Raw genomic sequence first — 26,315 nt, 5'->3', positions numbered from 1 at the left:
GCGAAGCCCCGCGGGCATTGATCAGGATCAAGGCAGGCGCCGGAACGGGGGCAGAGACTGGCGCCACTTTCCCACGAGCCCCATCACCATGAAGAAGACGCTGATCCCGATCGCCCTCGCCCTCGCCCTGGGCGCCGCCGTTCCCGCCCTCGCCCAGTCCAAGGGCGACTGGACGCTGGGCATTGGTGCGCACCAGGTCAACCCGACGTCCGGCAATGGTTCGCTCGCGGGCGGCACGTTGCCGCTGGGCATCGACAGCGACGTCAAGCCGACCATCACCTTCGAATACTTCCTGCGCGACAACCTGGGCCTGGAAGTGCTGGCCGCGCTTCCGTTCAAGCACGACATCGCCGTCGACGGTGTCGGCACGGTGGGCAGCACCAAGCACCTGCCGCCGACGGTCTCGCTGCAGTACCACTTCAACCGCCAGGGTAAGGTGTCGCCGTTCCTCGGCGCCGGCCTGAACTACACCACCTTCTTCAGCGAGGACACGCAGGGCGCGCTGGCCGGCACGGACCTGAAGCTGGAAGACTCCTGGGGCCTGGCCGCGCATGCGGGCCTCGACATCAAGGTCAGCGAGCGCGGCGCGGTGCGCGTGGATGCGCGCTGGATCGACATCGACACCGACGTCAAGGTGGATGGCGCGGACCTGGGCACCGCGAACATCGACCCACTGGTCTACGGCGTGGCTTATGTCCTGACGTTCTGAGCTGCGAACGATCCGTCGGCTGATGCAAAATCGGGGACGGCCCGTGTCGGGTAAAGTACCGGCATGGTCCGTCCCCTTCTTTCTGTACTCACCCTCGTCGCCGCGTTCGCCCTCGCCCTGCTGCCCGTGCCGGCGCAGGCATGGGGCCTGCTCGGCCACCGCCTGGTCGCCTTGCTGGCGTGGGACGACCTGACGCCGGACACGCGCCGCCAGATCGACGCGCTGCTGCAGGGCGAACCGGATCCCACGCTGGCCGGCATCGCCGGCTGGGCGGACGACCTGCGCAAGAACGATCCTGTGTTGGGCAAGCAGAGCGCGAACTGGCACTTCGTCAACCTCGGCGAGCACGATTGCACCTACCTGCAGCGCCGCGACTGCCCGGGCGGGAACTGCGTGGTGGAAGCGATCCGCACGCAGACGACGATCCTGGCCGATCCGCGTCGCACGCGCGCCGAGCGGCTGCTGGCGCTGAAGTTCGTCGTGCATTTCGTCGGCGACGCACACCAGCCATTGCATGCAGGCTACGCGCACGACAAGGGCGGCAACGATGCGCAGATCAACTGGAACGGACGCGGCACCAACATGCACACGTTGTGGGACAGCCGCATGCTGGTGTCCACCGGCCGCAGCGAGCACGCCTACCTGGCGCACCTGCGCACCTTGCCGCGTCCCGCCATCGCCGCCATGACCCTGCCGCCGCCGGCGGCGACATGGGCCGAACAGTCGTGCCGCGTGGTGACCCAACCCGACTTCTATCCACGCCGCGCGAAACTCGAACAGGCTTACGTGGACAAGCACCTGCCCATCGCGGAGCGCCAGTTGCGCGCCGGCGGCGTGGCGCTGGCCGCGGTGTTGAACAAGGCGCTGGCGCAGCGCTGAAGCGATACGGGCACCCTCCGGCACCGGCGAGCCCGCACGCCATCCTCATCGAATCGCCCAGCCCAGGAGTCGTTCGCATGACCTCGCCCACACTGCTTCGCCACATGCTCTGCACCCTGATCGTGATGCTTGCTTCGCTGGCGACCACGGCCGTGCAGGCGCAGGACAACGCCGGACTGACGGTCTTCGCCGCCGCCAGCCTGAAGGAATCGTTGGACGAAGCCGCGGCGGTCTACCGGACGCAGACCGGCGTTCCGGTCCGCGTGTCGTACGCCGCCAGCTCCGCACTCGCGCGTCAGATCGAACAGGGCGCGCCCGCCGACGTGTTCTTCTCCGCCGACCTGGAGTGGATGGACTACCTGCAGCAGCGGCAGAAACTGGAGGTCGCCACGCGGCGCAACCTGCTGTCCAACCAGTTGGTGCTGGTGGCCCCGAAGACCAGCAAGGCTCAGGTCGACCTCAAGCGTCCCGCGACACTGCTGGCGGCGCTGGGCAGCGGCCGCCTGGCCGTGGGCCAGACGCAGACCGTGCCTGCGGGCAAGTACGCCAAGGCAGCGCTGGAGTCGCTGTCGCTGTGGAATGGCGTCAGGACCAGGCTGGCCGAATCCGAGAGCGTGCGCGCGGCACTGATGCTGGTGGCGCGCGGCGAAACACCGCTGGGCATCGTGTACGCGTCGGACGCGAAGGCCGAGCCGGGCGTGCGCGTGCTGGCGACGTTCCCCGCCGATTCGCATCCGCCCATCGTCTATCCGGTGGCGGCACTGCGCGGTCCGCGCTCGGTGCAGGCCTCGCGATTCGTGCAGTGGCTGGCCTCGCCCGCCGCAGAAGCCGTCTTCCAGCGCCGCGGCTTCGCGGTGAAGAAGTGAACGACACATGTTCGACGCCTTCTCGCCGGAAGAACTCACCGCCATCCGCCTCAGCCTGAAGGTGGCGCTGGTGGCGGCGCTGGCCAGCCTGCCGTTCGGCGTACTGGTGGGCTGGCTGCTGGCGCGCACGCGCTTTCCCGGCAAGGCGCTGCTCGACGCCGTCGTGCACCTGCCGCTGGTGTTGCCGCCGGTGGTGATGGGCTACGCGCTGCTGGTGACGCTGGGCACGCAGGGCACCGTCGGTGCCTTCCTGCAGGAGCGCTTCGGCATCGTGTTCGCGTTCCGCTGGACCGGTGCGGCGCTGGCCTGTGCGGTGATGGGGTTCCCGTTGATGGTGCGTTCCATCCGGCTGTCGCTGGAAGCGACGGACCGGCGACTGGAACAGGCCGCCTCCACGCTCGGCGCCGGGCCGTGGCGCGTGTTCTTCACCATCACCCTGCCGCTGGCGTGGCCGGGCCTGGTCGCCGGCAGCGTGCTGGCGTTCGCGAAGGCGCTGGGCGAATTCGGCGCGACCATCACCTTCGTGTCGAACATCCCCGGTGAAACACAGACGCTGTCGTCGGCCATCTACGGCCTGATGCAGGTGCCCGGCGGCGAAGCCGGCATCTGGCGGCTGGCCGCGGTGGCCGTGGTGATCTCGCTGGCGGCGCTGCTGTTCTCGGAATGGCTCGTGCGGCGCCACTACACGCGTCACGGGGAGGACAGCTGATGGTGAAGCTGGACATCGAACTGCGGCGGGGCCACTTCCATCGTCACGTGCGTATCGACGACGACGCGCGCGTGATCGCGCTGGTCGGGCCGTCGGGTGCCGGCAAAACCTCCGTGCTCAACGCCATCGCCGGCTTGATCACGCCCGTGGCGGGCCGGATCGAGGTGGATGGCCAGTGCCTGTTCGACAGCGCGCGGCGGATCGACGAACCCGTGCATCGCCGGCGCGTGGGATACGTGTTCCAGGATGCGCGCCTGTTCCCGCACCTCGATGTGCGGCGCAACCTGCAGTACGGGCGGCATGGTGGGCGCGGCGCGCCACGATTCGGTTTTGATGCGGTGGTCGAGCTGCTCGGCATCGCCCCCCTGCTGTCCCGCCGCACGCGCAATCTGTCCGGCGGCGAAGCCCAGCGTGTGGCGATCGGCCGCGCCCTGCTGTCGCAACCCTCGCTGCTGCTGTTCGACGAACCGTTGTCGGCGCTGGACCAGGCGCGCAGGGAGGAACTGATCCCTTACCTGCAGCGCGTGCGCGACGAGATCCGCCTGCCCATCGTCTACGTGAGCCATCATCCGGACGAGGTGCGACGGGTCGCCGACTCGGTGCACGTACTGGAATGAGCGTCAGCGCTTCTTCGACACCACGCGCCCCTTGCCATCGCGCACTTCGAAGGTGAAGGCGTAGGCCAGGGACACGGGAACGCTGCGCGCCTGCACACGGGCGCCTGCGCATCCGGTGCCATTCCAGTCGCGGTCGCGGGTGGCGGCATCCGGGTACTCGCAGAACATGGCGGGTGAAAAGCGCCAGCCGGCCACGGCCACCATGACCACGTCGTGCAGATGCGCCACCGGTGCACCCCGCTCGCATCCCGCCTGCTCAAGCGGCCGCACCTCGGAGGTGACGCCCTGCACGTCGACGATGAAAGCGACACACACGGTCGTCGCGGGCATCTCGCGCAGGGCGGGCGCCACGGGAAACGTCGGCGCGGCGTTATCCAGCGGCAGTGGAAACACGAAAGCCTGATGGGGCTCCATCTCATAGCGCGCCGCGCCGTCCGGAAGCAGCATGCGCTGATCGACATTTCCGGTCCGGGTCGCACAGCCACTCGACACCATCAAGGCAAGCATCCACCACGCGAGTCCCTTCACGCCTTCCTCCGCCCCAAGCACTCCCTGGCCCGCACGTTAACACGCTCTTCATGGCGGTCAGCCCGCCGTGCGGGGTACGCTTGATCCATGGACACTCGCCCAGCCGCGCTGCATCTGGACTCCCTCGACCAGGCCGTCGACCATATCCTCCACCAGATCCACGGCCCGCTTCGGATGGGCGCACCGCTGGGCATCGGCAAGCCGCACCGGCTGTTGAATGCCTTGTACGCACGCATCGCTGCCGACCCCTCGCGCAGCTGGACGCTGTACACCGCGCTGTCGCTGGATCCACCCGGGGGTGGCAAGGGGCTGGAGGCGCGCTTCGTGATGCCGTTCGCCGTGCGCCACTTCGGCGAGGATTTCCCGCGGCTCGCCTACGTCCAAGCGATCAAGCGAGATGCGCTTCCTCCGAACATCGAAGTCGAAGAGTTCTACATGCAGGGCGGTGCGCTGCTGCGTTCGACGAACGCGCAACGTCATTACGCCAGCCTCAACTACACCCATGTCGCCCGCGCACTGGCGGATCGCGAGGTCAACGTCATCGTGCAGAAGGTGGCCCGCGAGCCGGGCGGCACGCGCCTGTCGTTCTCGTGCAACAACGACCTCACCCAGGATGCCGTGGACGCCATCGTGGCGCGCGGGCTGCCGCGTCCGCTGCTGGTGGCCGAGATCGATCCCGCGCTGCCGTGGATAGGCGGCACGGCGGCGGTGGAGGAGGACTACTTCGACCTCGTCGTCTCGCCGCCCGGCCCTTACCCGGTGCTGTTCGGGTTGCCGCGCCAGCCGGTATCGGACGTCGACTACGCCATCGGCCTGTATGCCAGCGCGCTGGTCCGCGATGGCGGCACGCTGCAGATCGGCATCGGCGCACTGGCCGATGCGTTGTGCCACGCGCTGGTGCTGCGCCATACCGACAATGCGACCTACCGGCGCGTGCTGACGGCGCTTGATCCGGAACTGGAACGCCATCCCGCCGTGCTTGCGAGCGGCGGCCTGGGTCCCTTCGACGTCGGCCTGTACGGCTGCAGCGAGATGGTCAACGAAGGCTTCAAGCGACTGGTCGAGACCGGCGTGATCCGACGCAAGGTGGTGGACGACGAAGCCCTGATGCAGCGACTTGCCGACGGCACCGCCAACCTCGGCGACCAGGCGCGGCTGGAGCGCGACGGCGAATACCTCCACGGCGCGTTCTATCTCGGTTCGCCCGCGTTCTACGACTGGCTGCGCACGTTGCCGGACGACCAGCGTCGCGCCATCGGCATGCGCCGCATCAGTCTGATCAACGAACTGGAGCGCGGACGCGAGTCGCTGGCCCGCCTGCAGCGCCGCGACGCACGCTTCTTCAACTCCTGCATGATGGTGACCGCACTGGGCGCGGCGGTGTCCGACGGCCTGGAGGATGGCCGCGTAGTGTCCGGCGTGGGCGGCCAGTACAACTTCGTCGACATGTCGAACGCCCTCGACGACGCGCGCAGCGTGCTGATGTTCCGCGCGGTACGCGAGGACGCCGGCAGCACCGCATCGAACGTGCGCTGGAACTACGGCCACACGACGATTCCACGCCACCTGCGCGACCTGTATGTCAGCGAGTACGGCATCGCCGATGTGCGCGGCAAGAACGACGAGGACTGCATCATCGCCATGGGTGGCATCACCGATGGGCGCTTCCAGCAGGCGCTTGTCCATCAGGCGCAACGCGCCGGCAAACTGCGCACCGGCTTCCATGCTCCGGGCCACTGGATCGACAACACGCCCGTGCACCTGTCCGCCCGGCTGCGCGCGTTCCGCCACGACGGCACCCTTCCCGACTATCCCCTAGGCAGCGACTTCACCGCAGTGGAGCAGCGTATCGTCAGCGCCCTCGGCTGGCTGAAGGCGAACACCGCCACGCCGTGGAAGAAGCTCACGACGGTTGCAAAGGCCCTTGCGGCGCGGCCTGGTGACGAAGCCGCGATGGCGCGCATGGCGCTGGCCAGGCCAGCCACGTTGAGCGAACGGCTCGAAGCGAAGCTGCTGGCGCTCGGCCTGAGCGAGGCGGGCTGATCGCGTGCAAGAAAAAGCCGGGCGATGCCCGGCTTTTCTCGTTTCCGCGGCACGAACTTCTCAGAGCGCCTTCGCCGCCTCGACCACCGCCTCGGCGGTGATGCCGAAGTGCTTGTACAGCGCGTCGGCCGGCGCCGATGCGCCGAACGTGGTCATGCCGACCACCGCACCGTCCAGACCCACGTACCTGCCCCAGAAGTCGCTGATCGCGGCCTCGACGGCGACGCGCTTGCGCACGGCCTTCGGCAGCACGGACTCGCGGTACGCGGCGTCCTGGCGGTCGAACACGTCGGTCGACGGCATCGACACCACGCGCGTCTTGATGCCTTCCGCGTCCAGCGTGGCCTTGGCCTGCGTGGCCAGGCCGACTTCCGAACCGGTGGCGATCAGGATGACGTCCGGCGTGCCGTCGGCATCGGCCAACACATAGCCGCCGCGGGCGATCTCGCCCACCTGCGCGTCGGTGCGCGGCTGGTGCTGCAGGTTCTGGCGCGAGAACACCAGGCAGCTGGGGCCATCCTGGCGCACGATGGCCTGCTTCCACGCCACCGCCGATTCCACCGCGTCGCACGGACGCCATACGTCGTTGTTGGGGATGTAGCGCAGCGAAGCGAGATGCTCGACCGGCTGGTGGGTGGGACCGTCTTCGCCCAGGCCGATGGAGTCGTGCGTGTAGACGTGGATCGCATGCGCCGGAATCAGCGCGCTCATGCGCACGCCGTTGCGGGCGTAGTCGCTGAACACCAGGAAGGTGGCGTCGAACGGCACGAAGCCGCCATGCAGCGCCAGGCCATTGGCGATCGCGGTCATGCCGAACTCGCGCACGCCGTAGTACACGTAGTTGGCGTTGGGGTCGGTGGTGGACACCGACTTGCTGGCCTTCCACAGCGTGAGGTTGGAATGCGCCAGGTCGGCCGAGCCGCCAATCAGCTCCGGCAGCAGCGGCGCGAAGGCTTCGATGGCGTTCTGCGAGGCCTTGCGCGAGGCGATGACCGGGCCTTCGGTCTGCACCTTGGCGATGTAGGCATCGGCCTGTGCGACGAAGTCGGCCGGCAGTTCGCCGGACGCACGACGCTTCAGTTCGGCGGCCTGTTCCGGGTACTGCGCGGCGTAGGCGTCGAACAGCGCATTCCAGTCGGCTTCCAGCGCCTTGCCGGCGTCGGTCTTGTTCCAGCCGGCGTAGAGGTCGGCGGGAATCTCGAACGCGCCATACGGCCATTCCAGCGCCGCGCGGGTGGCGTCCAGTTCGTCCTTGCCCAGCGGGGCGCCGTGGCTGGATTCCTTGCCGGCCTTGTTCGGCGAACCGAAGCCGATGGTGGTGCGGCAGCAGATCAGCGTGGGCTTGTCGGTGGCCTTCAGCGCGGTATCGATGGCGGTCTTGATCTCGACCGGATCGTGGCCGTTGACGTTGCGCACCACCTGCCAGCCGTAGGCCTCGAAGCGCGCCGGCGTGTCGTCGGTGAACCAGCCGTCGGTGTTGCCGTCGATGGAAATCTTGTTGTCGTCCCAGAAACAGACCAGCTTGCCCAGGCCCCAGGTGCCGGCGAGCGAAGCGGCTTCATGCGAGACGCCTTCCATCAGGCAGCCGTCGCCCATGAAGACGAAGGTGCGGTGGTCGACGATGGCGTGGCCGTCGCGGTTGAAGCGCTGCGCCAACAGCTTCTCGGCGAGCGCGAAGCCGACCGCGTTGGCGAAGCCCTGGCCGAGCGGACCGGTGGTGGTCTCGACGCCCGGCGTCTCGTGGCGTTCCGGGTGGCCGGCGGTCTTGCTGTGCAGCTGGCGGAAGTTCTTCAGTTCCTGCAACGGCAGGTCGTAGCCGGCCAGGTGCAGCAGCGCGTAATGCAGCATCGAGCCGTGGCCGTTCGACAGGACGAAGCGGTCTCGGTTGAACCAGTGCGGGTTCGACGGGCTGTGGCGGTAGTAATCGTTCCACAGCACTTCGGCGATGTCGGCCATGCCCATGGGCATGCCGGGATGGCCGGAGTTGGCGGCCTGCACCGCGTCGGCGGCGAGGAAACGGATGGCGTTGGCGAGCTGGCGGCGGGTGGGCGTCGTCATGGGAGTCGGAGCAGGGGGGCGGCGCCCGGCGGGCTGCGGGCGACCCATTGTCCCACCCCCCGCCCGCCGTGTCGCGGTTGCGGGACCCCGGCGAGGGTGTTAGCCCAACGACGCCGGCAGTTTCACGTCCGTCTTCTCGCCCTTGGCGACCAGCGAGGCCAGGGTCAGGTCGCCGGTGACGTTGAGGGTGGTGCGGCACATGTCGAGGAAGTGGTTGACGCCCAGGATCAGGCCGATGCCGATGGGGTTCACCCCGACCATCGCGCAGATCAGCGCCACCACCGGCAGCGAGCCGGACGGCACGCCGGCCGTGCCGATGCCGCCCAGGATGCAGACCAGCATCACCATGACCTGCTGGCCCAGCGACAGGTCCACGCCGAAGAACTGGGCCAGGAAGATCACCGTCACGCCCTCGAACAGCGCGGTGCCGTTCTGGTTGGCGGTGGCGCCGACGGTCAGCACGAAGCGCGATACCGTGCGCGGCAGGCCCAGCTTCTCGTCGGCCACGCGCAGCGCGGTGGGCAGCGTGGCGTTGCTGGAGGCGGTGGAGAACGCCATCACCATGGCTTCCTGCGCGCCGCGGAAGAACGCCAGCGGCGAGTAGCCGGCCAGCTTCAACGCGACCGAGTAGCTGACCAGCAGGTGCAGCGCCAGCGCCAGCACGACCACACCGACATACGCGCCCAAGCGCACCAGCAGATCGAAGCCGAAAATCGCGGCCAGGTTGAACATGAAGCAGGCCACCGCGTACGGCGCCAGGCGGATGACCAGGCCGATCAGCGTCATCGAGATCTCGAACACGCCCTCGATGGCGCGCTTGAGGATGCCGGTGTTCTCCGACGGCGACAGCACCAGGCCGATCCCGAACATCACCGCGAAGAACATCAGCGACAGGATGGCCGCGTTGCTGGAGGCCGCGCCGATCACGTTGTCCGGCACGATCGACAGCAGCATGTCCATGCCGGTGGCCTGCGTGCCGACGCTGGCGACGATCTCCTTCGTCCGCTCGGCGTTCTCGGCGATCAGCTGCTGCGCCATCGCCGGGTCCACGCCGACCCCCGGCTTGAGCACGTTGACCAGCACCAGGCCCAGCAGCACCGCCACCGCCGACAGCACGATGGTGTAGGCCAGCGTCTTCCAGCCGATCCGCCCCAGCGCGCGGATGTCGCCCATCTCGGCGATGCCGCAGACCAGCGCCGAAAACAGCAGCGGCACGATCAGCATGAAGATCAGGTTGAGGAAGATCTTGCTGAAGGGCGTGGTGACGTACTTGGTGACGTCCTGCACCCAGCCCGCGTCGCCCTGCCCGGTGGCGTGCACGATGAGCCCGACGATCAGGCCGACCGCGAAACCGATGGCCATCTTCCAGTGCAGCGGCAGCTTGGCGCGGGTGGCGGGCGTGGCGTCGGTCATCAGGCGGTCCTGCGGAGACAAAGGCCGGAGCTTAGCAAACCCGGCATGGCGTCCCGTCCGTGCGTGATGGACCGGCTCGTCCGGCGGAGGGCTGCCTCGTCCGCTTACGAAAGAGGACGAACATCGGCCCGGGTTCCCCTATCGCGGGTACAGCGGCGGCAAGGGCTCCTCCCTCGAGCCTGCCTCCACGACCCGCCACTGCGGACCACCGCGGAATGCCTCGCGCAGCGCCAGGCGGGCCTTCGCAGGGTCGCCGCCGGCCCAGCGGGCACGCCGCAGCAGGTCCACCGCGGTACTTTGCCCAGGCTCCGCGAGGCGGCGTTGCAGGTCGTCGAGATCGACGGCCACCGGTCGCGCCATGCCGCAGAGCACATGCTCGATGTCGTCCAGATCGCCGGCATCCAGCACGCGCTTGAGGTCGGCGGCCGTATGGGTCGCCGTCGATGCCGTGATTGCAGGCGACTCGGCCACACGCTGCGCGCGCGACGAGCGCTTGTGACCCTGGCGACGCGACAGCCCCCACAGCAACGTCGCCAACCAGAGCAGGGCGAAACCTGCCGCCATCCAGGGCCAGATTCGCGCCGGGATGCGACGCTCGCCCGCCAGCGCGATGACGCCGTCCTCCGCGGCGTCCTGCGATGTCGCGGCCGACGCGTCCGTCGCGGCCGGACGCGCCGCCGGTCCGCTGCCGACCACCACCGGTATCGTCATGTCGGGCAACGTCGCACGTCGGGCGGCGCCGGCGCGGACATCCCACCAGGCCATTGCCACGCCGGGCACGGTCAGCGGGCCGGGCTGCGACGGCACGAGGGAGTAGCGACGCGTCAGCTTCACCTGGGGCGTGCCGCCGACGAAGCTCTCGTCGTACTGCGGAGGCTCGGCGAACACCTGCGCGCCCGGCACGACCGGCGCGGGCAACTCCGGCAACTGCGCCTCGGTCGCGCCGACGACGGTGGTCTCGACCGCGAACGTCGCCGCTTCGCCGGTGCGCATCTGCTCCGGCACGGCGGTGTAGCGCAGCCGCAGGTCGCGCACCGGCAACCACGGCTGCGGCGCGTCCGCCGGCTGCGGCCGGACCTGCAGCGTGCGTGGCGCTCCGGTGATGTTGACCTCGCGGCTGTTGCCGCCCAGCAGGTCGTCCATCCAGCCGCCCGCGCCGCGTCCAGTGAAGCGCGCGCCCGGCAGCGTCAGCGGACCGCTGCGCTCGGGCACCAGCAGGAAGCGGCGCTCGGCCGTGTTGTAGCGGCGCCCGTCGATCTCGCGGCTCGACTGCACGATCTCGCCGACCCGCTGCAGCAGCGCGCCTTCGGGCGGATCCAGGTCCAGCTGGCCGGACACCAGCGGCGTGGCGTAGAACAACCGAACGGTGACACCGACCGACTGCTGCACGTAGGGACGGGCATCGTCGACCTCGGTTTCGACGAACACCAGGCCGTTGGACGCGGCACTCGCCGTCGCCGTCGCGCTGACCTCCAGCACCAGCGGCACCGTGCGCTCGTTGCCCACCTGCAACGCGGGAATCGCCAGCGTTCCCGCGCGACGCGGACGCAAGGTCAGTGCGAACGTCGTGCTGCTGCCCACGCGTCCATTGACCAGCCGCACGCTGCGGCTGTCGGACTGGCCTTCCACCTCGAAGTCGCGCATCAGCGGCGTGAGATCGGGCGTGGCGGAGACCGCGTCGGTCTCCACGTTCAGCGTCACCGCCTGGCCCAGCGTCACCTGCGACTGTTCCAGCCACGCACGCGTCGCGGCCAGCGACGACAGCGGCCATACCGCCAGCAGGCAGAAGAACAGCGCTATCCGATATCTCATCGTCCTTCCCTCTGCCGGCGTTCCTGTTCGAGCCGGAACTTCGCCTTGAGCAGCGAGCCGGGCTCGTCCGGCACGCGTTTGAGCCACGCATCGACCGCCTGCCGGCGCTCGCGCTGTTCGGCGGTTTCCGCTTGCACGACCGGCTTGCCCGGTGCAGACGGCCCGGCGCGCTGCGCGGATTCGCGCGCCATGGCATCGCGCATGCGTTCGCGCTGCGCCGCATCGGCGGCGGACTGGGTGGCCGGATCAGGCGGCGAGGCGTCGGGCCGACCGGAGGACGGCGCGGTCTTCTCAGCCGGGTTCTTTCCTTGCTCCTGCGACGAGGGCGGTTTCTTCACCGGCGAAGGCGATGCATTCTTCTGGCTCCCGGGATCAGACTTAGCATCGCCCTGCGATCCCTTGCCTCCCTGCTTTCCATCTCCCTGCTGTCCCGGCTTGCCCTGCCCTTCGCCCGATGACGGGGGCCGCTTGCGCGCGGCGTCGACGGCGGCGCGGTTTGCCACCGCATCCGGCATGCCGGGCTGCGCGCGCAGCGCGCGATCGTAGGCGGCGATGGCATCGTCGTACCGCTGCTGTTTCGCCAGCGCATTGCCGAGGTTGTACCAGCCTTCGGCGCTGTCGACGCCGGTGAAGGCCTGCTCGGCCGCGGCGTAGTTGCCCTGCCGGTACGCATCGACGCCCTGCACGACGCGCGCGTGTTCCGCCTGGTCGGCGCGCCGCCACCAGTCGATGCCGGCCGCAGACGCGGGCGACGCCATCGGCAGCCACAACACGCCGACCAGGGCGAGTGCCGCGCCGCGACGGAAGCCCAACAACGCGAGCGCCATCAGCGGGATAAGCAGCCAGTAGCCTTCGTCGCGCCACGCCTTGCCGCCGCTCGACGTGGCACCTTCGGTCGCCAACGCGGACGACCGCACCCCCAGCGCGGCGATATCGCCGTCGTCGGCGGTCAGTGCGTGATAGCGACCGCCGCCGGCGGTCGCCAGTCCGCGCAGCGACGCGGCATCCAGCGCCGCGCGTCCGATCATCCCGTCGCTGCCGCGGTAGACGGCACCGGACGCGGTACCCAGTCCCAGCGCAGACACCGCATAGCCCTGCGCGCGGGCGGCCGCCGCGGCGGCCACCGCCACACTGTCCGCACGGTCGGTCAGGATCAGGATATCGCCGCGACGCGCGTCCGCCTGCACCAGCAAGCGCGCCGCCCATGCGAGGCCTCGATCCGCACGTTGCCCGTCCCGCGGCATGATGTCGGGCGACAGTTCATCGAGAAACAGGCCGATGTTGGCGGTGTCGTCGGTGAGCGGCGTCACCGTGAAGGCATCGTCCGCATACGCGACCAGCGCGACGGGACTGCCCGCGCGCGCCTGCAGCACCTGGGCAAGCTTCGCCCGCGCCTGCAGCAGCCGCGAAGGCGGCAGATCGCCAGCAGTGATCCGGCTGGAGAGGTCGAGCACGACGACCAGCGGACGCTGCGCCTGCCAGAGCGGCTGATCGGCCTGGCGCCAGCTGGGTCCGGCCAGGGCCAGCACCGCGAGCACGTAGGCCACCGCGGCGACCACCACGCCTGCGCGCGCGCCGCTGCCGCCGGTCACCAGAAGATGCGGCAGCAGGTGCGCATCGACATGCCCGCGCCACGCGCTGCGCCGCTGCCGCTGCGCCCGCCATGCCCAGGCCAGCACGGGCAATGCCGCCAGCGCCCACAGCCCGTGCGGACGCAGGAAATGCAGCGCGGTCAAGTCGAACATCATGCCCGCCTCCGCGGCAGCAGGACGGCAAGCAGCGCCACCAAGAGCGCCGCCGCGAGCGGCCAGGCATAGCGCTCGATGCGCGGACGCACCGCTTTGCCGGGTTGTTCGACCGGCTCCAGCCGGTCCAGTTCGGCATAGATGCCCGCCAGTTCGCGAGTGTCCCGTGCGCGATAGAAACGCCCGCCGGTCTGCGCGGCGACATCGCGCAGCGTCGCCTCGTCGATGGCCTCCGGTGAGCTCGCCGGCATCGGCAGGGGAATGCCGAACACGCTGATGCCGCCATCGCCACCAAAGGCGATGGTGTGGATGCGCACGCGTTCTTCCTTCGCCAGCTCCGCCGCCTTCTGCGGCGTCAGCACGCCGGCGGAATTGACGCCGTCGGTGAGCAGGATCAGCACGCGCTGGCCGTCCTGCTGCATGCGCAGGCGGCGAACGGCCAGGGCGATCGCGTCGCCAATGGCGGTCTCGCGTCCGGCAAGGCCGGCGACGGCGTCGCGCAGTTGCTCGCGCACGGTCTGCAGATCGCGTGTCAGCGGTGTCATCGCGTACGCACTCTGGCCGAACACCAGCAGGCCGACGCGATCGCCCTCGCGACGGTCGAGGAAGTCCGCCAGCACCGCCTTCGCCGCCGTCAGCCGATCCACCACGGCGCCGCCCAGTTCCATGTCGGGTTCGGTCATGCTGCCCGACAGGTCCACCGCCAGCATCAGGTCGCGCCCACTCACCGGCGGCGTCACCGCTTCGCCGAACTGCTGGGGCCGCGCGGCGGCCGCGCACAGCAGGAACCACGCCAGCCAGGCCAGCGCGGCGGCACGCTTGGGCAATCCGCGGCCACCCTGGCGGGCGATCGCCTGCACCGAAGATCCATAAGGCACCTTCAACGCATCGGTCTGGGTACGTCGCGCCGGCAGCAGCCAGCCGGCCAGCCACGGCAATGGAAACGCCAGCCACAGCCAGGGCCACGCGAAGCCGGCATAGCCATCCTGCAGCCACTGCAGGGCGGGCAACGACAGGCTCATCGCGTGCCCGCCATCAGTTCGAGGAAACGCGCGCGCGCCACCGCCGTGGCCGACATAAGGTCGGCAGGAGCGACCTCGCGGCGATAGCCACCGTCGAGCAACAGCCGGCCGGGACCCTGCGAGAACGCGTGGTCGCCTCGCCCACCATCCAGGAAGGCCAGCCACGCTTCGCCTTCCAGCCGGTCGGCGGCAGGATCCAGTCGACGTGCGGCCCGGCGCAGCCGTTCGGACATCGCCGCCACCTTGTCGGCAGGCGTGCCGGCCTCGGCGGCCGCGTCGAACCAGCGCAACCACGCCTGTCGCCGGCGATGCCGGTGCACGCGCCAGGCCACCACGCCGACCACCACCAGCAGCGCGGCCGCCACGACCAGCCACCAGCCCGGCGCGAGCGGCCACCACGACGGCGACGCAGGCTCGTGTACATCGCGCAACACCAGCGTGCCGAGGAGCATCGTCACGCCACCTGCGGCTGGGCGCGACCCAGCGCGACCAGCCAGGCATCGCTGGAGGCCTCGGTCGACAGCGTGCGCACCTGCACGCCGCGTGCCGGCAGGCGATCGAGCGCGCGCTCGAGGGGCTGCTGGAATTCGGCACGCCACGCCTCGCGCTGCGCGTCGCTGGCCAGGTCCAGTTCGACACGCTGGCTGCCCAGCGCGAACGGCAGACGCTGCAATGGCGGCGACGTTTCCAGTGGATCGGTCAGCAGCAGGACGATGACGTCGTGGTGCGCGGCCAGCGCCGGCCATCGCGACTCGGGAATGGACGCCAGACTGTGCGGATCGGCGAGTACCAGCAGCCGCGAACCCGGCCGCAACAGACGCGCCGCATGATCAAGCGCGAACGCCAGGCCGAGGTCCTCCTTGGGTGGCATCGCATACCAGCGCACCAGGGCGTCTAGCACCCGCAGTGCACCCCGCGTGCCACCGGCGGGAGGCACCGGCGCCTCGGTCATGCTGCCACGCAGGATGGCGAGACGATCGCCCTCGCGCACCGCCTGCCAGGCGGCAACCGCGCCCGCACGCGCGGCCTGCACGGACTTGAAGCGCGTGCGCGTGCCGAAGTACAGCAGCGGCGACGTGTCGGCCACGATCAGCGTCAGCCGCTCGCGCTCGGCCTGGAACAGTTTGGTATGCGTGCGTCCGCTGCGGGCCGTCAGGCGCCAGTCGATATGGCGGACGTCGTCGCCGGCGACGTATTCGCGCGACTCCGCGTATTCCATCCCGCGCCCACGCAGCGGCGACGCGGAGGGGCCGGTGACCGAATGACGCCCGCGCCGCGCCGGCGGACGCCGCTGTGCGCTGGCGCGCAGCGCGATCAGCTCGGCCAGGGTGGGCGTGATGCCTTCGCTCATGGCGCCGTGCCGTCCGGGCTCAGGGCAACGGAACCACGTCGAGCAACGCCTTCACCAGCCGGTCGCCGTCCCAGCCTTCCGCAGTGGCTTCGTAGCTGGGCAGCACGCGGTGGCGCAACACGTCGGGTGCGATGGCGCGGATGTCGTCGGGCGTGACGTAATCGCGCCCCGCCAGCCAGGCGCGCGCACGCGCGCACCGCTCAAGGGCGATGGAGCCGCGCGGACTCGCGCCCCAGGCGATGCGCCGCGCCAGCGATGCGTCATAACGGGACGCATCGCGCGAGGCGAGCACGAGTTCGATCAGATAACGCTCCAGTGTCGGCGCCAGGTGCAGATCCAGCACCTGCGTCCGCGCCTCGAACACATCTTCCAGCGGCATGCGCGCGACCGCGGCGGGAACGGATTGCATCTGCTCACGCGCACGGTCGCGTGCCAGGCGCAGGATGTCGGCCTCGGCCGCCGCTTCCGGATAACCGATCTTCACGTGCATCAGGAAACGGTCGAGCTGCGCTTCCGGCAGCGGAAACGTGCCCTCCTGTTCGATCGGATTCTGCGTCGCCATCACAAGGAACAGGGCCGGCAACGGATAGGTGTGCCGGCCGACGGTCACCTGCCGCTCGCCCATGGCCTCCAGCAGCGCCGACTGCACCTTCGCCGGCGCGCGGTTGATTTCGTCGGCCAGCAGCAGCGGATGGAAGATCGGCCCCGCCTGGAACTCGAAACGCCCTTCTTGCGGGCGCCACACTTCGGTGCCGGTCAGGTCCGCCGGCAGCAGGTCGGGCGTGAACTGCACGCGCGCGAACTCGGCCTGCAACCGCGACGCCAGCGCCCGAATGGCGGTGGTCTTGGCCAGCCCGGGCGCGCCCTCCACCAGCAGATGGCCATCGGCCAGCAATGCGATCAGCAGGCGCTCGACCAGGGCCGACTGCCCGACGATGGTCTGCGACAGATCCGCGCGCAGGGCGGAAAAGCGATCGAACAGGCGGGCATCGGGCGGCATGCTATCCATGGGCTCAGGACGGTCCGGGTGGTGCGCGTGGGACCGTCAGTGTGCCATGCGGGTTCCCGTCGTCCCCGTGCGGAACGGCAGGGGTTCAGCGCCAGTTCGCGACGCTTCGCCCCGAAAACAAAACGGGCCGCAGAAGCGGCCCGTCTCGTGTGTGCTGCAACAGCCTGGATCAGCGCTTGGCGACCGACAACACCTTGGGGGTAATGAAGATCAGCAGTTCTGCCTTCTCCTTGCTGCGACCCTTCTTCTTGAACAGGTTGCCCAGGAAGGGGATGTCGCCCAGGAACGGCACCTTTGCGACGCTGCTGCGGTCGGCGAACTCATACACGCCACCGATCACGACGGTCTGGCCATCCTCGACCAGCACCGCCGTGTTGATTTCGCGCTTGTCGATCGTCGGCACGGTGCCATAGCCTTCCAGTGTGATCAGCTCTGCCACCTCATCCTTCTTGACGTTCAGGTTCAGGAAAACGCGATTGTCGTTGGTGATGGTCGGCATGACCTTCATTTCCAGCAACGCTTCCTTGAACTGCACGTTCGGCGTGGCGACGCCACCCTGGCCGGCGGTGATCGTGACGTAGCCGATTTCCTTGCCCTGCCGGATGACACCCTCGCGCTGGTTGGCCGTCACCAGGCGAGGATTGGAGATCACCTCACCGCGACCTTCTTCCTGCATCGCCGAGAGCTCGATATCCAGGTCGAAGTTGCGACCCAGCAGCGTGTACGCGATCGCACCAGCGGCCGACTGGGTGAAGCCGCCCGCAGGCAGATTGACGTTCAAATCACGCGGCAGGACACGGTCGTCGCCGTTGCCGGTATTCACATTGTCGGTAATGTTGCCACCGATGATCTGCGTGCGGTCACCGGCGCGGCGGCCATTGATGCCGAACCGCGCACCGAGATCGCGGGCGAAGGTGTCGCTTGCAATGACGATGCGGCCTTCGATCAACACCTGATCGACCGGCCGGTCGATCGTCGAAATCAACTCGCGCATTTGCGCGACCTTTTTCGGGATGTCGCTGATCATCAGCATGTTGGTGCGCTCGTCGGCGACGATGCGTCCACGTGGCGAGAGGAAACCATTTTCCTGATCGCGATTACCGCCGCCACCACCACCGCCACCGCTATTGCCCTGGTTGCCGATGCCCTTGGCTTCGGTCAGTGCCTTGAAGATCGCCGCAGCGCTGTGATAGTTGATCTGGACGTAGTCGGTGACCATGTCCTGGCGATTCTCGATCGCGATGCGGGCGTCTTCCTTGTCCTGCTCGAACTTGGCCAGTTCGGGCTGCGGCGCCACCCAGACCACGGCGCCGTCACGGCGCTTGTCCAGGCCCTTGGCGCGCAGCACGATGTCCAGTGCCTGGTCCCACGGGACGTTGACCAGCCGCAGCGTGACGTTGCCCTGGACGGTGTCGGACGCGACGATGTTGAGGTTCGACTCTTCGGCGATCAGCTGCAGCACCGTGCGTACCGGCACGTCCTGGAAGTTGAACGTCACCGGGCGACCGCTGTAGCGGCGCGCTTCGGCCGCCACCTTCTGCGCAGCGGCCACCACCGCCGAGGCGCTGGTGCCGGAGCTCGTGCTGGCGCCGCCCATGGCTTTCTGCGCCGCGCGCGGCACGATTTCGACGACGTATTCATTGCCGGACTGGTACGCCAGCGACTCGAAGTCGCCGCGCGTGCTGAGCACCAGCTGCGTGCCGCCGCCCTTGCTCTGGGCGTCGACGCGCTGTACCGGGGTCGCGAAGTCGACCACGTTGAGTGCGCGCTGCAGCGATGCCGGCAGCGTGGCGTTGCCGACGCTCACCACCACGCCGTCACCCTGATTGCGCAGGTCGGGCGCAGCGCCCTGTCCGTCGAACTTGATCACGAGGCGGCCGGCCCCGTCTTCCCCGCGCCGGAAGTCGATGTTGGACACCGACACGGCGGAGGCGGACTGGGTGGCGGGGGACGTCGCATGCGTCGTCGGCGAGACGGCACCTGCAGCGCTTGCCGCGGCAAACAGGCCGATGGCCAGCCCCAGAGAGCAGAGCCGGAAGGTAGCCAGGCGCCGGGACGGCCGCAGGCGGTAGGCATTCGTAGCGGTCATCGTGTATCCCCCAATCATTGATCTTCAAGCGCCAGCGATGCCGGCCGTTCCAGCCAGCCGCCCGCGCCATCCGGCACTAGTTCGACAAGTTCGACGCCATCTTCGCGGACCGAGGTGACCCGGCCATCGCTCTGGCCCAGATAGTTCCCCGGACGTACCCGGTAGGTGACCTTGTCGGGTCCCATCACCAGTGCCACCAGACCTGCCCCCTTGCCGATCGTACCGACCATGTCCAGGCTGTCCAGCGGGTACTGCTCCAGTGTTTCCTTGCGGCGGTCCGGGTCAGGCCGCAACCCGCCCGTATCGCTGTTGCTCCAGGCGTTGCTGAAAGGATCGCGCAACGTCTGTGCGGCGTACTCGAAGGTCTCGAACTGCTGCATCACCGGCAGCGGCTCCAGCGGCGGCGCGGGGCGTGCACGCACGTCCTCCACCCACTTCTCCAGGTTCGGGGCATCGCCCGGCGTGCTGGTGACGCCGCGTGCGCAGCCGGAGGTCACGAGGACGGCGAGGATCATCCAGTGCCAGTTGCTGCGCATCATGGGGCTCCTCCCGACTTGGCCGCGCCCTTCTTGCCGTCGGCCTTCGCCGCTTCGGCGGCCGCGGCCTCCTGCTCGGCGACCTCGGTCTCATCAAGATAGCGGTAGGTCTTGACCGTGCCGGACAGCTCCAGGGCGCCACGGTTGATGCCGCCCTTGCCTTCCTTCGGCTGCAGCGAGATGTCGTGCATGGTCAGGATGACCACGCGCGGCAGCGACGCCACGCCACTGACGAAGGCGCCGAACTGGTGGTAGTTGCCCACCATGCGCAGCTGGATCGGCTTCTCGGCGTAGAACTCCTTGAGCGTTTCCGGTTGCGGCTGAAACAGTTCATTGGTCAGGCCGCTGGAGAGCGCCGTCTGCGAGATGTCGATGATCAGATCCGGCATCTCGGTCTTGCTGGGCAGCTGGCGCAGCATCTGCTGCAGCACCTGCTCCATCTGCGCCAACTGCTGTTTCAGGGGTTCGAGGTTGGCGGCCTTGGCCTGTTCCTTCTCGAAGTCCTGGCGCAGGCGGACTTCTTCCTGCTCCAGCGACTCCAGCGTCTGCGTCTTGCCCCTCACGAAGAGGAAGTAGGACATGGCGAGGATGAAGATCGCCAGCACCACGCAGAACCCCATCTTGGCGTTCTTGGGCCAGGCACCAATGTTGTTGATGTCCAGGTTCTTGAGCGAGGTCTTCTGGCTCATGAGTTGCTCCCGGAAGCCGGGGGAGTGGCGCCTGCCGGAGCGGCGGGCGCGGGGGCGGCGGGTGCCGGCGCGGAAGGCTGGCCTTCCAGCGGTGCGGGCGCGGGCGCAGGTGCTGCGGCCGGTGCATTCGGATCGGCGGGTGCCTCACCGGCGGCGGCGGACTCGGCCTCCTGCTCGGCGGTCGGATTGGCCAGTCTGACCTGCAGCGTGAACACATACGGCAGCGCGCTGCCGGCACCGGTGTTGGTCAGCGTTTTGACCTCTTCCGGCTTGGCTTCGATGATCGACAGCTCGGGCTTGGTCATCCAGCCGGAGGTCTCGAGATTGCGCATGTAGGCACTGACGCGCGCATTGGACTGGGCACGGCCCTGCAGCGTCAGCACCTCGCCTTCCTGCTTGATGTTGGCCAGCATCACGCCATCGGGAATGGTGCGGACCAGCGAGTCGAACAGGTGGACCATCTGCGAACGGTTGGCCTGCAGCTTCTCGATGACTTCCTTGCGCGCCAGCAGGCGGCGCTTCTGCTCGTCGAGCTTCTCGATTTCCTTGTTCTGCGCCTGGACCTTGGCGATCTCGTCCTTGAGGAAATCGTTGCGCTCGGTCTGGCCGGACACCTGGCGGTCGTAGTGGAACCACAACAGGAACGACAGCAGCAGGCCGGCAATCGCGGCGGCGCCGAGCATGACATAGAACTCGCGCTGGCGCTGCACACGGCGTTCGGCACGCCATGGGAGTAGGTTGATTTTTGCCATCAGTCGAAGCTCCTCAAAGCCAGGCCGGTGGCGATCATCAACGCGGGCGCGTCCTGCGCCAGCGCATGCGCCTGCACGCGCGGGCCGAGGGTCATCTGCGCCAGCGGGTTGGCGACCACGGTCGGCACGCCGAGCTGTTCTTCCACCATCTCCGGCAGGCCGGGCAGTGCGGCGCAACCGCCGGCGAGCACGATCTGGTCGACGCGGTTGAACTCGCTGCCGGCATAGAAGAACTGCAGCAGGCGACTGATCTGCTGGACGGTGGCTTCCTTGAACGGCTCCAGCACTTCGACTTCGTAGCTTTCCGGCAGGCCGCCCTGGCGCTTGGCCAGGCCAGCTTCCTCGTAGGTCAGGCCGTAGCGACGCATCACTTCGTCGGTGAGCTGCTTGCCGCCGAACACCTGCTCGCGGCTGTACAGGCTGCGGCCGCGGCGCAGGACGTTGAGCGTGGTCATGGTGGCGCCGATGTCGACCAGGGCCACCACGCCGTCCTGCGGGATCGGCAGGTCGGTGGCCATCAGGGCGAAGGCGTTCTCCACCGCGAAGGCTTCCACGTCCATCACCCGCGCGGTCAGGCCGCCGAGCTCCAACGCCGACTGGCGCAGCTCGACGTTCTCCGAGCGAGACGCAGCGAGGAGCACCTGCACCATCTCCGGGTTGTTGGGCATGGCGCCCAGCACCTCGAAGTCGATGTTCACTTCCTCGATGGGATACGGGATGTAGTTGACGGCCTCGAGCTCGACCTGCGCTTCCAGGTCGTTCTCATCGAGATCGGCAGGCATCGGGATGATCTTGGTGATCACCGCCGAACCGGCGACGGCCGCAGCGGCGTACTTCGCCTTGCTGCCCGCACGGTTGACCGCGCGGCGGATGGCTTCGCCGACCGCCTCGACTTCGACGATGTTCTTCTCGACCACGGCATTGGGCGGCAACGGCTCGACCGCGTAGTGTTCAACCCGGTAACGGTTGCCCACACGCGACAGCTGCAGCAGCTTTACCGCAGTCGAACTGATGTCGACGCCGATCAGCGGCGACTGGCTTTTTGGGATTAGCCCCACGGTCTTTCCCCTTCCGACGGGCACTGGGCGCATGACGTGCGCCGACATTAATAACCAACTTTTTACGCTTGGCAACCGACGATGGCGTGGCTGTGCGGCTTGTCACGTTTCACGAGGGTTGTTCCCCAAGTCCCTGTTCCCCTTGGGATCACCTGTGGCGATCCCAGCGGTCATCTATACTCTGCCGTTACGAATTCTGCAATCGGAAAGCACTGGATGTCCCGTTTCCGTCGTCTTCTCCGTTGGACCCTCATCACGTTCCTGATACTTGCCCTCGCCGGCGCAGTCGGCCTGGGGGTGCTGTATTACACGGTCTCGGCCAAGGTCCCGGACATCCAGTCCCTGCGCAGCGTCGAGCTGCAGGAACCCCTCTACATCTACGCCAGCGACGGCCGGCTGATGGGCCTGTACGGCGAGATCCGCCGCTATCCGGTGCAGATCGACCAGGTCCCGGCCCGGGTCAAGCAGGCCTTCATCGCCGCCGAGGACAGCAAGTTCTACGAGCACAACGGCATCGACCCGACCGGCATCGCACGGGCGGTGTGGCAGATCGTCAGCCGCAAGGAAGGCCGCGTGGCCGGCGGCAGCACGATCACCCAGCAGGTCGCCCGACAGTGGTTCCTCAGCTCGGAGTACAGCTACACCCGCAAGCTGGTGGAAATGATGCTGGCCGTGCGGATCGAGAACATGCTGACCAAGGACGAGATCCTGGAGCTGTACCTCAACAAGAGCTTCTTCGGGAACCGCTCCTACGGTGTTGCCGCCGCCGCCGAGTACTACTACGGCAAGACCCTGGACCAGCTGACGCTGGCCGAGGCGGCCACCCTGGTCAGTGCCCTGAAATTCCCCTCCAGCGGCAACCCGATCAGCAACCCCGGGCGCAACCAGCAGCGCAGCGCCTACGTGGTCGAGCGCATGCGCGAGGACGGCTACATCACCGCCGCCGAAGCCGCCCAGGCCAAGGCCGAACCCATGCACGCCAAGCCGCACGAGCGGCCGATCGAGGTCTACGCCCCGTACGTGGCCGAAATGGTGCGGCAGGAGATGATCGCGCGCTTCGGTCCGGAGGCGCTGACCAAGGGCTACCACGTTACCACCACGCTCGACGCCACCCTGCAGACCGCCGCCAACGACGCCGTCCGCGATGGCCTGGGCCTGTACGACCACCGCCATGGCTGGAACGGCGTCGAACAGCATTTCGACGTGGCCGCCGATGCCGATGCGTCGGCGCTGGCCACTCATCTGCGCGGGATTCCCGCCCAGAACGGCCTGCTGCCGGTGGTGGTAGCCCGCGTCGCCGACGACGGCAGCGCGACGGTGGTCATGGCCGACGGCAAGGAGATCACCCTGCCGGTCGCCGCCAGCAAGTGGACCGGGCGCTCGCCCGCCAAGCTGCTCAAGCGCGGCGACCTGACCCGCATCAAGGCGGGCAAGGACGAAGGCACCTACGTGATCGACCAGGTCCCGCGTGCGCAGGCGGCGCTGGTCTCGCTGGACGCCAACAACGGCGCCGTCCGCGCGCTGGTCGGCGGCTACAGCTTCGCCGGCAACAAGTTCAACCGCGCCACGCAGGCGCGACGCCAGCCGGGCTCCAGCTTCAAGCCGTTCCTGTATGCGGCCTCGTTCGAGAAGGGCTTCAATCCGGCCTCGATCGTACTGGACGCCCCGGTCGTGTTCCGCGACCGCCGCGGCCACATGTGGCGCCCGCAGAACGACGGCGGCGGCTTCCGCGGCCCGATGCGCCTGCGCGAGGCCCTCGTGCAGTCGCGGAACCTGGTGTCGGTGCGCCTGCTCGACGGCATCGGCGTGCCGTTCGCGCGCACCTACATCAGCCAGTTCGGCTTCGACGAGGCCGAACTGCCGCCCAACCTGTCGATGTCGCTGGGCACCGCATCGCTGACGCCGCTGTCGGTGGCGCGCGGCTATGCGGTGTTCGCCAACGGCGGCTCGCGCGTGACGCCGTGGTTCATCGACCAGGTCAAGGACCGCGAAGGCAACGTGGTGTTCAAGGAGAACCCGGCCGTCGCCTGCCGTGGCTGCGGCGCGGGTCAGACCGGCACCGGCACGGCGACCGCACAGGTGGTGGACGGCTTCAATTTCGGTCCTGCGCAGGCACCCAAGCCCGCGGCTGCCGCGACGCAGGCGCCCAAGGCCGAAGAGAAGCCGGCCGACCCGAATGCGGTGACTGCACCGCGCGCGATCGACGAGCGCACCGCCTACCAGCTGGTGTCGATGATGCGCGACGTGGTCCAGCGCGGCACCGGCACGGCGGCCAAGGTGCTGGGGCGCGAAGACGTGGGCGGCAAGACCGGCTCGACCAACGACCATCGCGACGCCTGGTTCGGCGGCTTCGGCGGCACCTACGCCACGGTGGTGTGGGTGGGTCGCGACAACTTCCAGTCGCTGGGCTATCGCGAGTACGGCGGCAAGGCCGCCCTGCCGATCTGGATCGAGTACATGCGCGCGGCGCTGAAGGACGCACCGGTCGCGGCGAACGATCCGCCCGACGGCATGGTGCAGGCCACCCTCAACGGCGTGACCGAGTGGGTGAAGATCGAAGACATGGACCGCATCCAGGACTACGACCTGTACGGCCCCGAAGACGCCGTACCGGACGAAGAAGCCTTCGACATCTTCTGATCGTGCTTCTCCGCTGAAGACCGCATGACGGCGCGCCTGCGCCGTCATGGACACGTCGGGGACATGGTGTACATTCGCGGTCAGTTTCGACGCGGAGGCTCCCCATGCACCACGCCCGTCAGCACGCCGAAACACGCACCCGCGAACGCCGCCAGCGACTGGCGCACGAGGCCGCCCGGCTGATGGCCGAAGGCGGCATCCGCGACTTCCACCAGGCCAAGCTCAAGGCCGCCAGCCGGCTGGGCATCCACGACGACGCCTCCCTGCCCCGCAACCGCGAGATCGAAGACGCACTGCGCGAGTACCAGCGCCTGTTCGCCGGCGAGGCGCACGTGGCGGGTCTGCGGCAGCGACGCGAGGCGGCATTGCGCGCGCTGGACTTCCTCTCGGGATTCTCGCCGCGGTTGGTCGGTCCGGTGCTCGAGGGCACGGCCGATGCCAGCACGCCCGTCCACCTGCATGTCCACAGCGATGATCCGGACGCGGTGACCCGCTTCCTGGAGGAACATCGCATCCCCGCCGACTCGCGCGAGCGTCGGCTGCGCATCGACCGGGAGCGTGTCGCCGACCTGCCGGTCTGGGTGTTCAGCGCCGAAGAGCTGAGCTTCGACCTGACGGTGCTGCCGCACGACGCGTTGCGGCAGGCGCCGCTTTCCAGTGTCGACGAGAAGCCGATGCGGCGGGCATCCGCCACGCAACTGCGCCAGCTGCTCGCCGAAGAAGACATCGCGGGCTACGAGCAGGAAATCGCGCGCCGCTGAGGCGTGCGTTTACGGCTTCACGCAGCGCATCTCGCTGGCGACCTTGTAGCGGCCATAACGCAGCAGCGACTGGGTGAACGTGTCCAGGTCCGCGTCTCCGCCGCAGGCCAGCGTCACGTGGTAGCAGCCCTCGCCGGCGATCTTGCTGGCGCTCTCCACGTCCGCATGCGCCTGCAGGAACGCCTCGAACGCATCGAACTGCGGGCTGTCCATGAACACCGTGATGAAGTAGCGCCGCAGGTCGCCGCGCAGCACCGTGAATCCCCGGATCGTGCCGTCATCCACCATCTGCTGAACGCGCGTGGCCACCGCCTGTCCCGTCAGGTGCACCTGGCGGCCAACGGCCTGCCAGGTCATGCGGCCATCGTGCCCGAGGGCCGCGAGGATGGTCCGGTCCATCTTGTCGAGGGGCATGTCTTTCGATCCTCAAGGAAAACGGTGCCGCTTCTTGCGGGCTGCAATTACCGCCGAGGCGGCCCGTCCATAGCATGGCGCAGTCCCTTCCCCTTCAAGGTAACGCATGACCACCGCCCTGCTCATCATCGATGTCCAGAACGATTACTTCGCCGATGGCGCATTCCCACTCTGGAATGCCGAGGCCACCCTCGACGCCACGGTCGCCGCCATCGGTCGGGCCCGCGCCCGTGGCGAGGCCGTGGTGCTGGTCCAGCATGTCGCCGTTTCCGCGGACAGCCCATTGTTCCGGGCCGGCACGCACGGCGCCGGCATCCACGCGGACATCCTGGCCGCAGCGCCCGACGCACCCGTGGTCGTGAAGCAGCATGCCGACAGCTTCCACCAGACCGGACTTTCCGACCTGCTGGCGGACCTGGGCGTCACCCGCCTGCGCATCGCGGGCATGATGACGCAGAACTGCGTGGTGTTCACCGCGCTGTCACCGGCAGCCGAGCGCTACGACGTCAGCGTCGTGTCGGACTGCACAACCACCCTCAACGAGGCGATCCACGGCTTCGCCCTGCATGCCCTGTCCACCCGCGTCACGGTGCAAGCCGACGCCTGACACGCGCA

At 68.5% G+C, this 26,315-nt stretch carries 24 protein-coding genes; 9 read left to right on the top strand and 15 right to left on the bottom strand.

Annotation, left to right across the window (positions count from 1 at the left end; translation table 11 throughout):
• Positions 1–88 precede the first annotated feature (88 nt).
• From ASD77_RS09060 to modC, 5 genes are all read left to right on the top strand, one after another.
• Entirely contained in the window at positions 89–709 is a 621-nt protein-coding gene (locus ASD77_RS09060) for an OmpW family outer membrane protein (RefSeq protein WP_055940145.1), read from the top strand.
• Positions 710–772: 63 nt separating this feature from the next.
• Complete coding sequence (locus ASD77_RS09055) at positions 773–1,588, top strand: S1/P1 nuclease (RefSeq protein WP_055940143.1); 816 nt, start codon at positions 773–775, stop codon at positions 1,586–1,588.
• A gap of 125 nt (positions 1,589–1,713) precedes the next feature.
• Entirely contained in the window at positions 1,714–2,454 is a 741-nt protein-coding gene (modA, locus tag ASD77_RS09050; RefSeq protein ID WP_235578521.1) for a molybdate ABC transporter substrate-binding protein, read from the top strand.
• A gap of 7 nt (positions 2,455–2,461) precedes the next feature.
• On the top strand, positions 2,462–3,163 hold the full coding sequence (gene modB, locus ASD77_RS09045; protein WP_055940139.1) for a molybdate ABC transporter permease subunit: 702 nt from the start codon (positions 2,462–2,464) through the stop codon (positions 3,161–3,163).
• A complete protein-coding gene (gene modC / locus ASD77_RS09040; RefSeq protein WP_055940137.1) occupies positions 3,163–3,780 on the top strand; it encodes a molybdenum ABC transporter ATP-binding protein in 618 nt (205 codons plus the stop codon). Before modB ends, modC begins: the two co-directional genes overlap by 1 nt.
• Before the next feature lie 3 nt (positions 3,781–3,783).
• Here modC and ASD77_RS09035 read toward each other — a convergent pair whose 3' ends face one another.
• A complete protein-coding gene (locus tag ASD77_RS09035) occupies positions 3,784–4,308 on the bottom strand; it encodes a hypothetical protein (RefSeq protein WP_156383536.1) in 525 nt (174 codons plus the stop codon).
• Between the two features lie 87 nt (positions 4,309–4,395).
• Here ASD77_RS09035 and ASD77_RS09030 point away from each other — a divergent pair, with 87 nt between their 5' ends.
• Complete coding sequence (locus tag ASD77_RS09030; RefSeq protein WP_055940133.1) at positions 4,396–6,351, top strand: acetyl-CoA hydrolase/transferase C-terminal domain-containing protein; 1,956 nt, start codon at positions 4,396–4,398, stop codon at positions 6,349–6,351.
• A gap of 60 nt (positions 6,352–6,411) precedes the next feature.
• Here the strand turns inward: ASD77_RS09030 and tkt are convergent, their stop codons facing one another.
• The 13 genes from tkt to ASD77_RS08965 all read right to left on the bottom strand — a co-directional run bounded on the left by tkt (position 6,412) and on the right by ASD77_RS08965 (position 21,885).
• Positions 6,412–8,409 carry a transketolase gene (tkt, locus tag ASD77_RS09025; protein WP_055940131.1) on the bottom strand — a complete coding sequence of 666 codons (1,998 nt, stop codon included), beginning with the start codon at positions 8,407–8,409 and terminating at the stop codon, positions 6,412–6,414.
• Positions 8,410–8,508: 99 nt separating this feature from the next.
• Positions 8,509–9,822 (bottom strand): dicarboxylate/amino acid:cation symporter, encoded by a 1,314-nt coding sequence (locus ASD77_RS09020; RefSeq protein ID WP_156383535.1) that lies wholly within the window; start codon positions 9,820–9,822, stop codon positions 8,509–8,511.
• Between the two features lie 138 nt (positions 9,823–9,960).
• The gene (locus tag ASD77_RS09015) at positions 9,961–11,634 is read right to left on the bottom strand and encodes a BatD family protein (RefSeq protein ID WP_055940129.1); all 1,674 of its coding nucleotides are present in this window, start codon (positions 11,632–11,634) and stop codon (positions 9,961–9,963) included.
• A complete protein-coding gene (locus ASD77_RS09010) occupies positions 11,631–13,382 on the bottom strand; it encodes a VWA domain-containing protein (protein WP_055940127.1) in 1,752 nt (583 codons plus the stop codon). The genes ASD77_RS09015 and ASD77_RS09010 overlap by 4 nt, the downstream gene beginning before the upstream one ends.
• Positions 13,379–14,401 carry a VWA domain-containing protein gene (locus ASD77_RS09005; RefSeq protein ID WP_055940124.1) on the bottom strand — a complete coding sequence of 341 codons (1,023 nt, stop codon included), beginning with the start codon at positions 14,399–14,401 and terminating at the stop codon, positions 13,379–13,381. Before ASD77_RS09005 ends, ASD77_RS09010 begins: the two co-directional genes overlap by 4 nt.
• A complete protein-coding gene (locus ASD77_RS09000; RefSeq protein WP_055940122.1) occupies positions 14,398–14,853 on the bottom strand; it encodes a DUF4381 domain-containing protein in 456 nt (151 codons plus the stop codon). The genes ASD77_RS09005 and ASD77_RS09000 overlap by 4 nt, the downstream gene beginning before the upstream one ends.
• Before the next feature lie 2 nt (positions 14,854–14,855).
• Positions 14,856–15,752 carry a DUF58 domain-containing protein gene (locus ASD77_RS08995; RefSeq protein ID WP_055940120.1) on the bottom strand — a complete coding sequence of 299 codons (897 nt, stop codon included), beginning with the start codon at positions 15,750–15,752 and terminating at the stop codon, positions 14,856–14,858.
• A gap of 19 nt (positions 15,753–15,771) precedes the next feature.
• Positions 15,772–16,761, bottom strand: coding sequence for a MoxR family ATPase (locus tag ASD77_RS08990; RefSeq protein ID WP_055940119.1), 990 nt, complete (start codon positions 16,759–16,761; stop codon positions 15,772–15,774).
• A 169-nt stretch (positions 16,762–16,930) separates the two neighbouring features.
• On the bottom strand, positions 16,931–18,850 hold the full coding sequence (locus tag ASD77_RS08985; RefSeq protein ID WP_055940117.1) for a type IV pilus secretin PilQ family protein: 1,920 nt from the start codon (positions 18,848–18,850) through the stop codon (positions 16,931–16,933).
• A gap of 14 nt (positions 18,851–18,864) precedes the next feature.
• Positions 18,865–19,389, bottom strand: coding sequence for a pilus assembly protein PilP (locus tag ASD77_RS08980; RefSeq protein WP_055940115.1), 525 nt, complete (start codon positions 19,387–19,389; stop codon positions 18,865–18,867).
• A complete protein-coding gene (gene pilO / locus ASD77_RS08975; protein ID WP_055940113.1) occupies positions 19,386–20,075 on the bottom strand; it encodes a type 4a pilus biogenesis protein PilO in 690 nt (229 codons plus the stop codon). The genes ASD77_RS08980 and pilO overlap by 4 nt, the downstream gene beginning before the upstream one ends.
• Positions 20,072–20,827 (bottom strand): PilN domain-containing protein, encoded by a 756-nt coding sequence (locus tag ASD77_RS08970; RefSeq protein ID WP_055940111.1) that lies wholly within the window; start codon positions 20,825–20,827, stop codon positions 20,072–20,074. Before ASD77_RS08970 ends, pilO begins: the two co-directional genes overlap by 4 nt.
• Positions 20,827–21,885, bottom strand: a complete 1,059-nt coding sequence (locus ASD77_RS08965; RefSeq protein ID WP_055940108.1) for a pilus assembly protein PilM — start codon at positions 21,883–21,885, stop codon at positions 20,827–20,829. The genes ASD77_RS08970 and ASD77_RS08965 overlap by 1 nt, the downstream gene beginning before the upstream one ends.
• A 216-nt stretch (positions 21,886–22,101) precedes the next feature.
• On the opposite strand from ASD77_RS08965, the gene ASD77_RS08960 reads away from it, so the two are divergent.
• Both ASD77_RS08960 and ASD77_RS08955 read left to right on the top strand, forming a co-directional pair.
• On the top strand, positions 22,102–24,525 hold the full coding sequence (locus ASD77_RS08960; RefSeq protein ID WP_055940105.1) for a penicillin-binding protein 1A: 2,424 nt from the start codon (positions 22,102–22,104) through the stop codon (positions 24,523–24,525).
• Positions 24,526–24,629: 104 nt separating this feature from the next.
• The gene (locus ASD77_RS08955; RefSeq protein WP_055940103.1) at positions 24,630–25,286 is read left to right on the top strand and encodes a hypothetical protein; all 657 of its coding nucleotides are present in this window, start codon (positions 24,630–24,632) and stop codon (positions 25,284–25,286) included.
• A 9-nt stretch (positions 25,287–25,295) separates the two neighbouring features.
• Here the strand turns inward: ASD77_RS08955 and ASD77_RS08950 are convergent, their stop codons facing one another.
• Positions 25,296–25,700, bottom strand: coding sequence for an Lrp/AsnC family transcriptional regulator (locus ASD77_RS08950; protein WP_055940101.1), 405 nt, complete (start codon positions 25,698–25,700; stop codon positions 25,296–25,298).
• A gap of 106 nt (positions 25,701–25,806) precedes the next feature.
• Here ASD77_RS08950 and ASD77_RS08945 point away from each other — a divergent pair, with 106 nt between their 5' ends.
• Entirely contained in the window at positions 25,807–26,307 is a 501-nt protein-coding gene (locus tag ASD77_RS08945; RefSeq protein ID WP_055940099.1) for an isochorismatase family protein, read from the top strand.
• Positions 26,308–26,315 lie beyond the last annotated feature (8 nt).

Source organism: Pseudoxanthomonas sp. Root65 (assembly GCF_001427635.1).
In the GTDB taxonomy this organism is placed as follows: domain Bacteria; phylum Pseudomonadota; class Gammaproteobacteria; order Xanthomonadales; family Xanthomonadaceae; genus Pseudoxanthomonas_A.
Note: the sequence above shows the minus strand (reverse complement) of the source record. Positions and strands in the feature narration are given on the sequence as shown.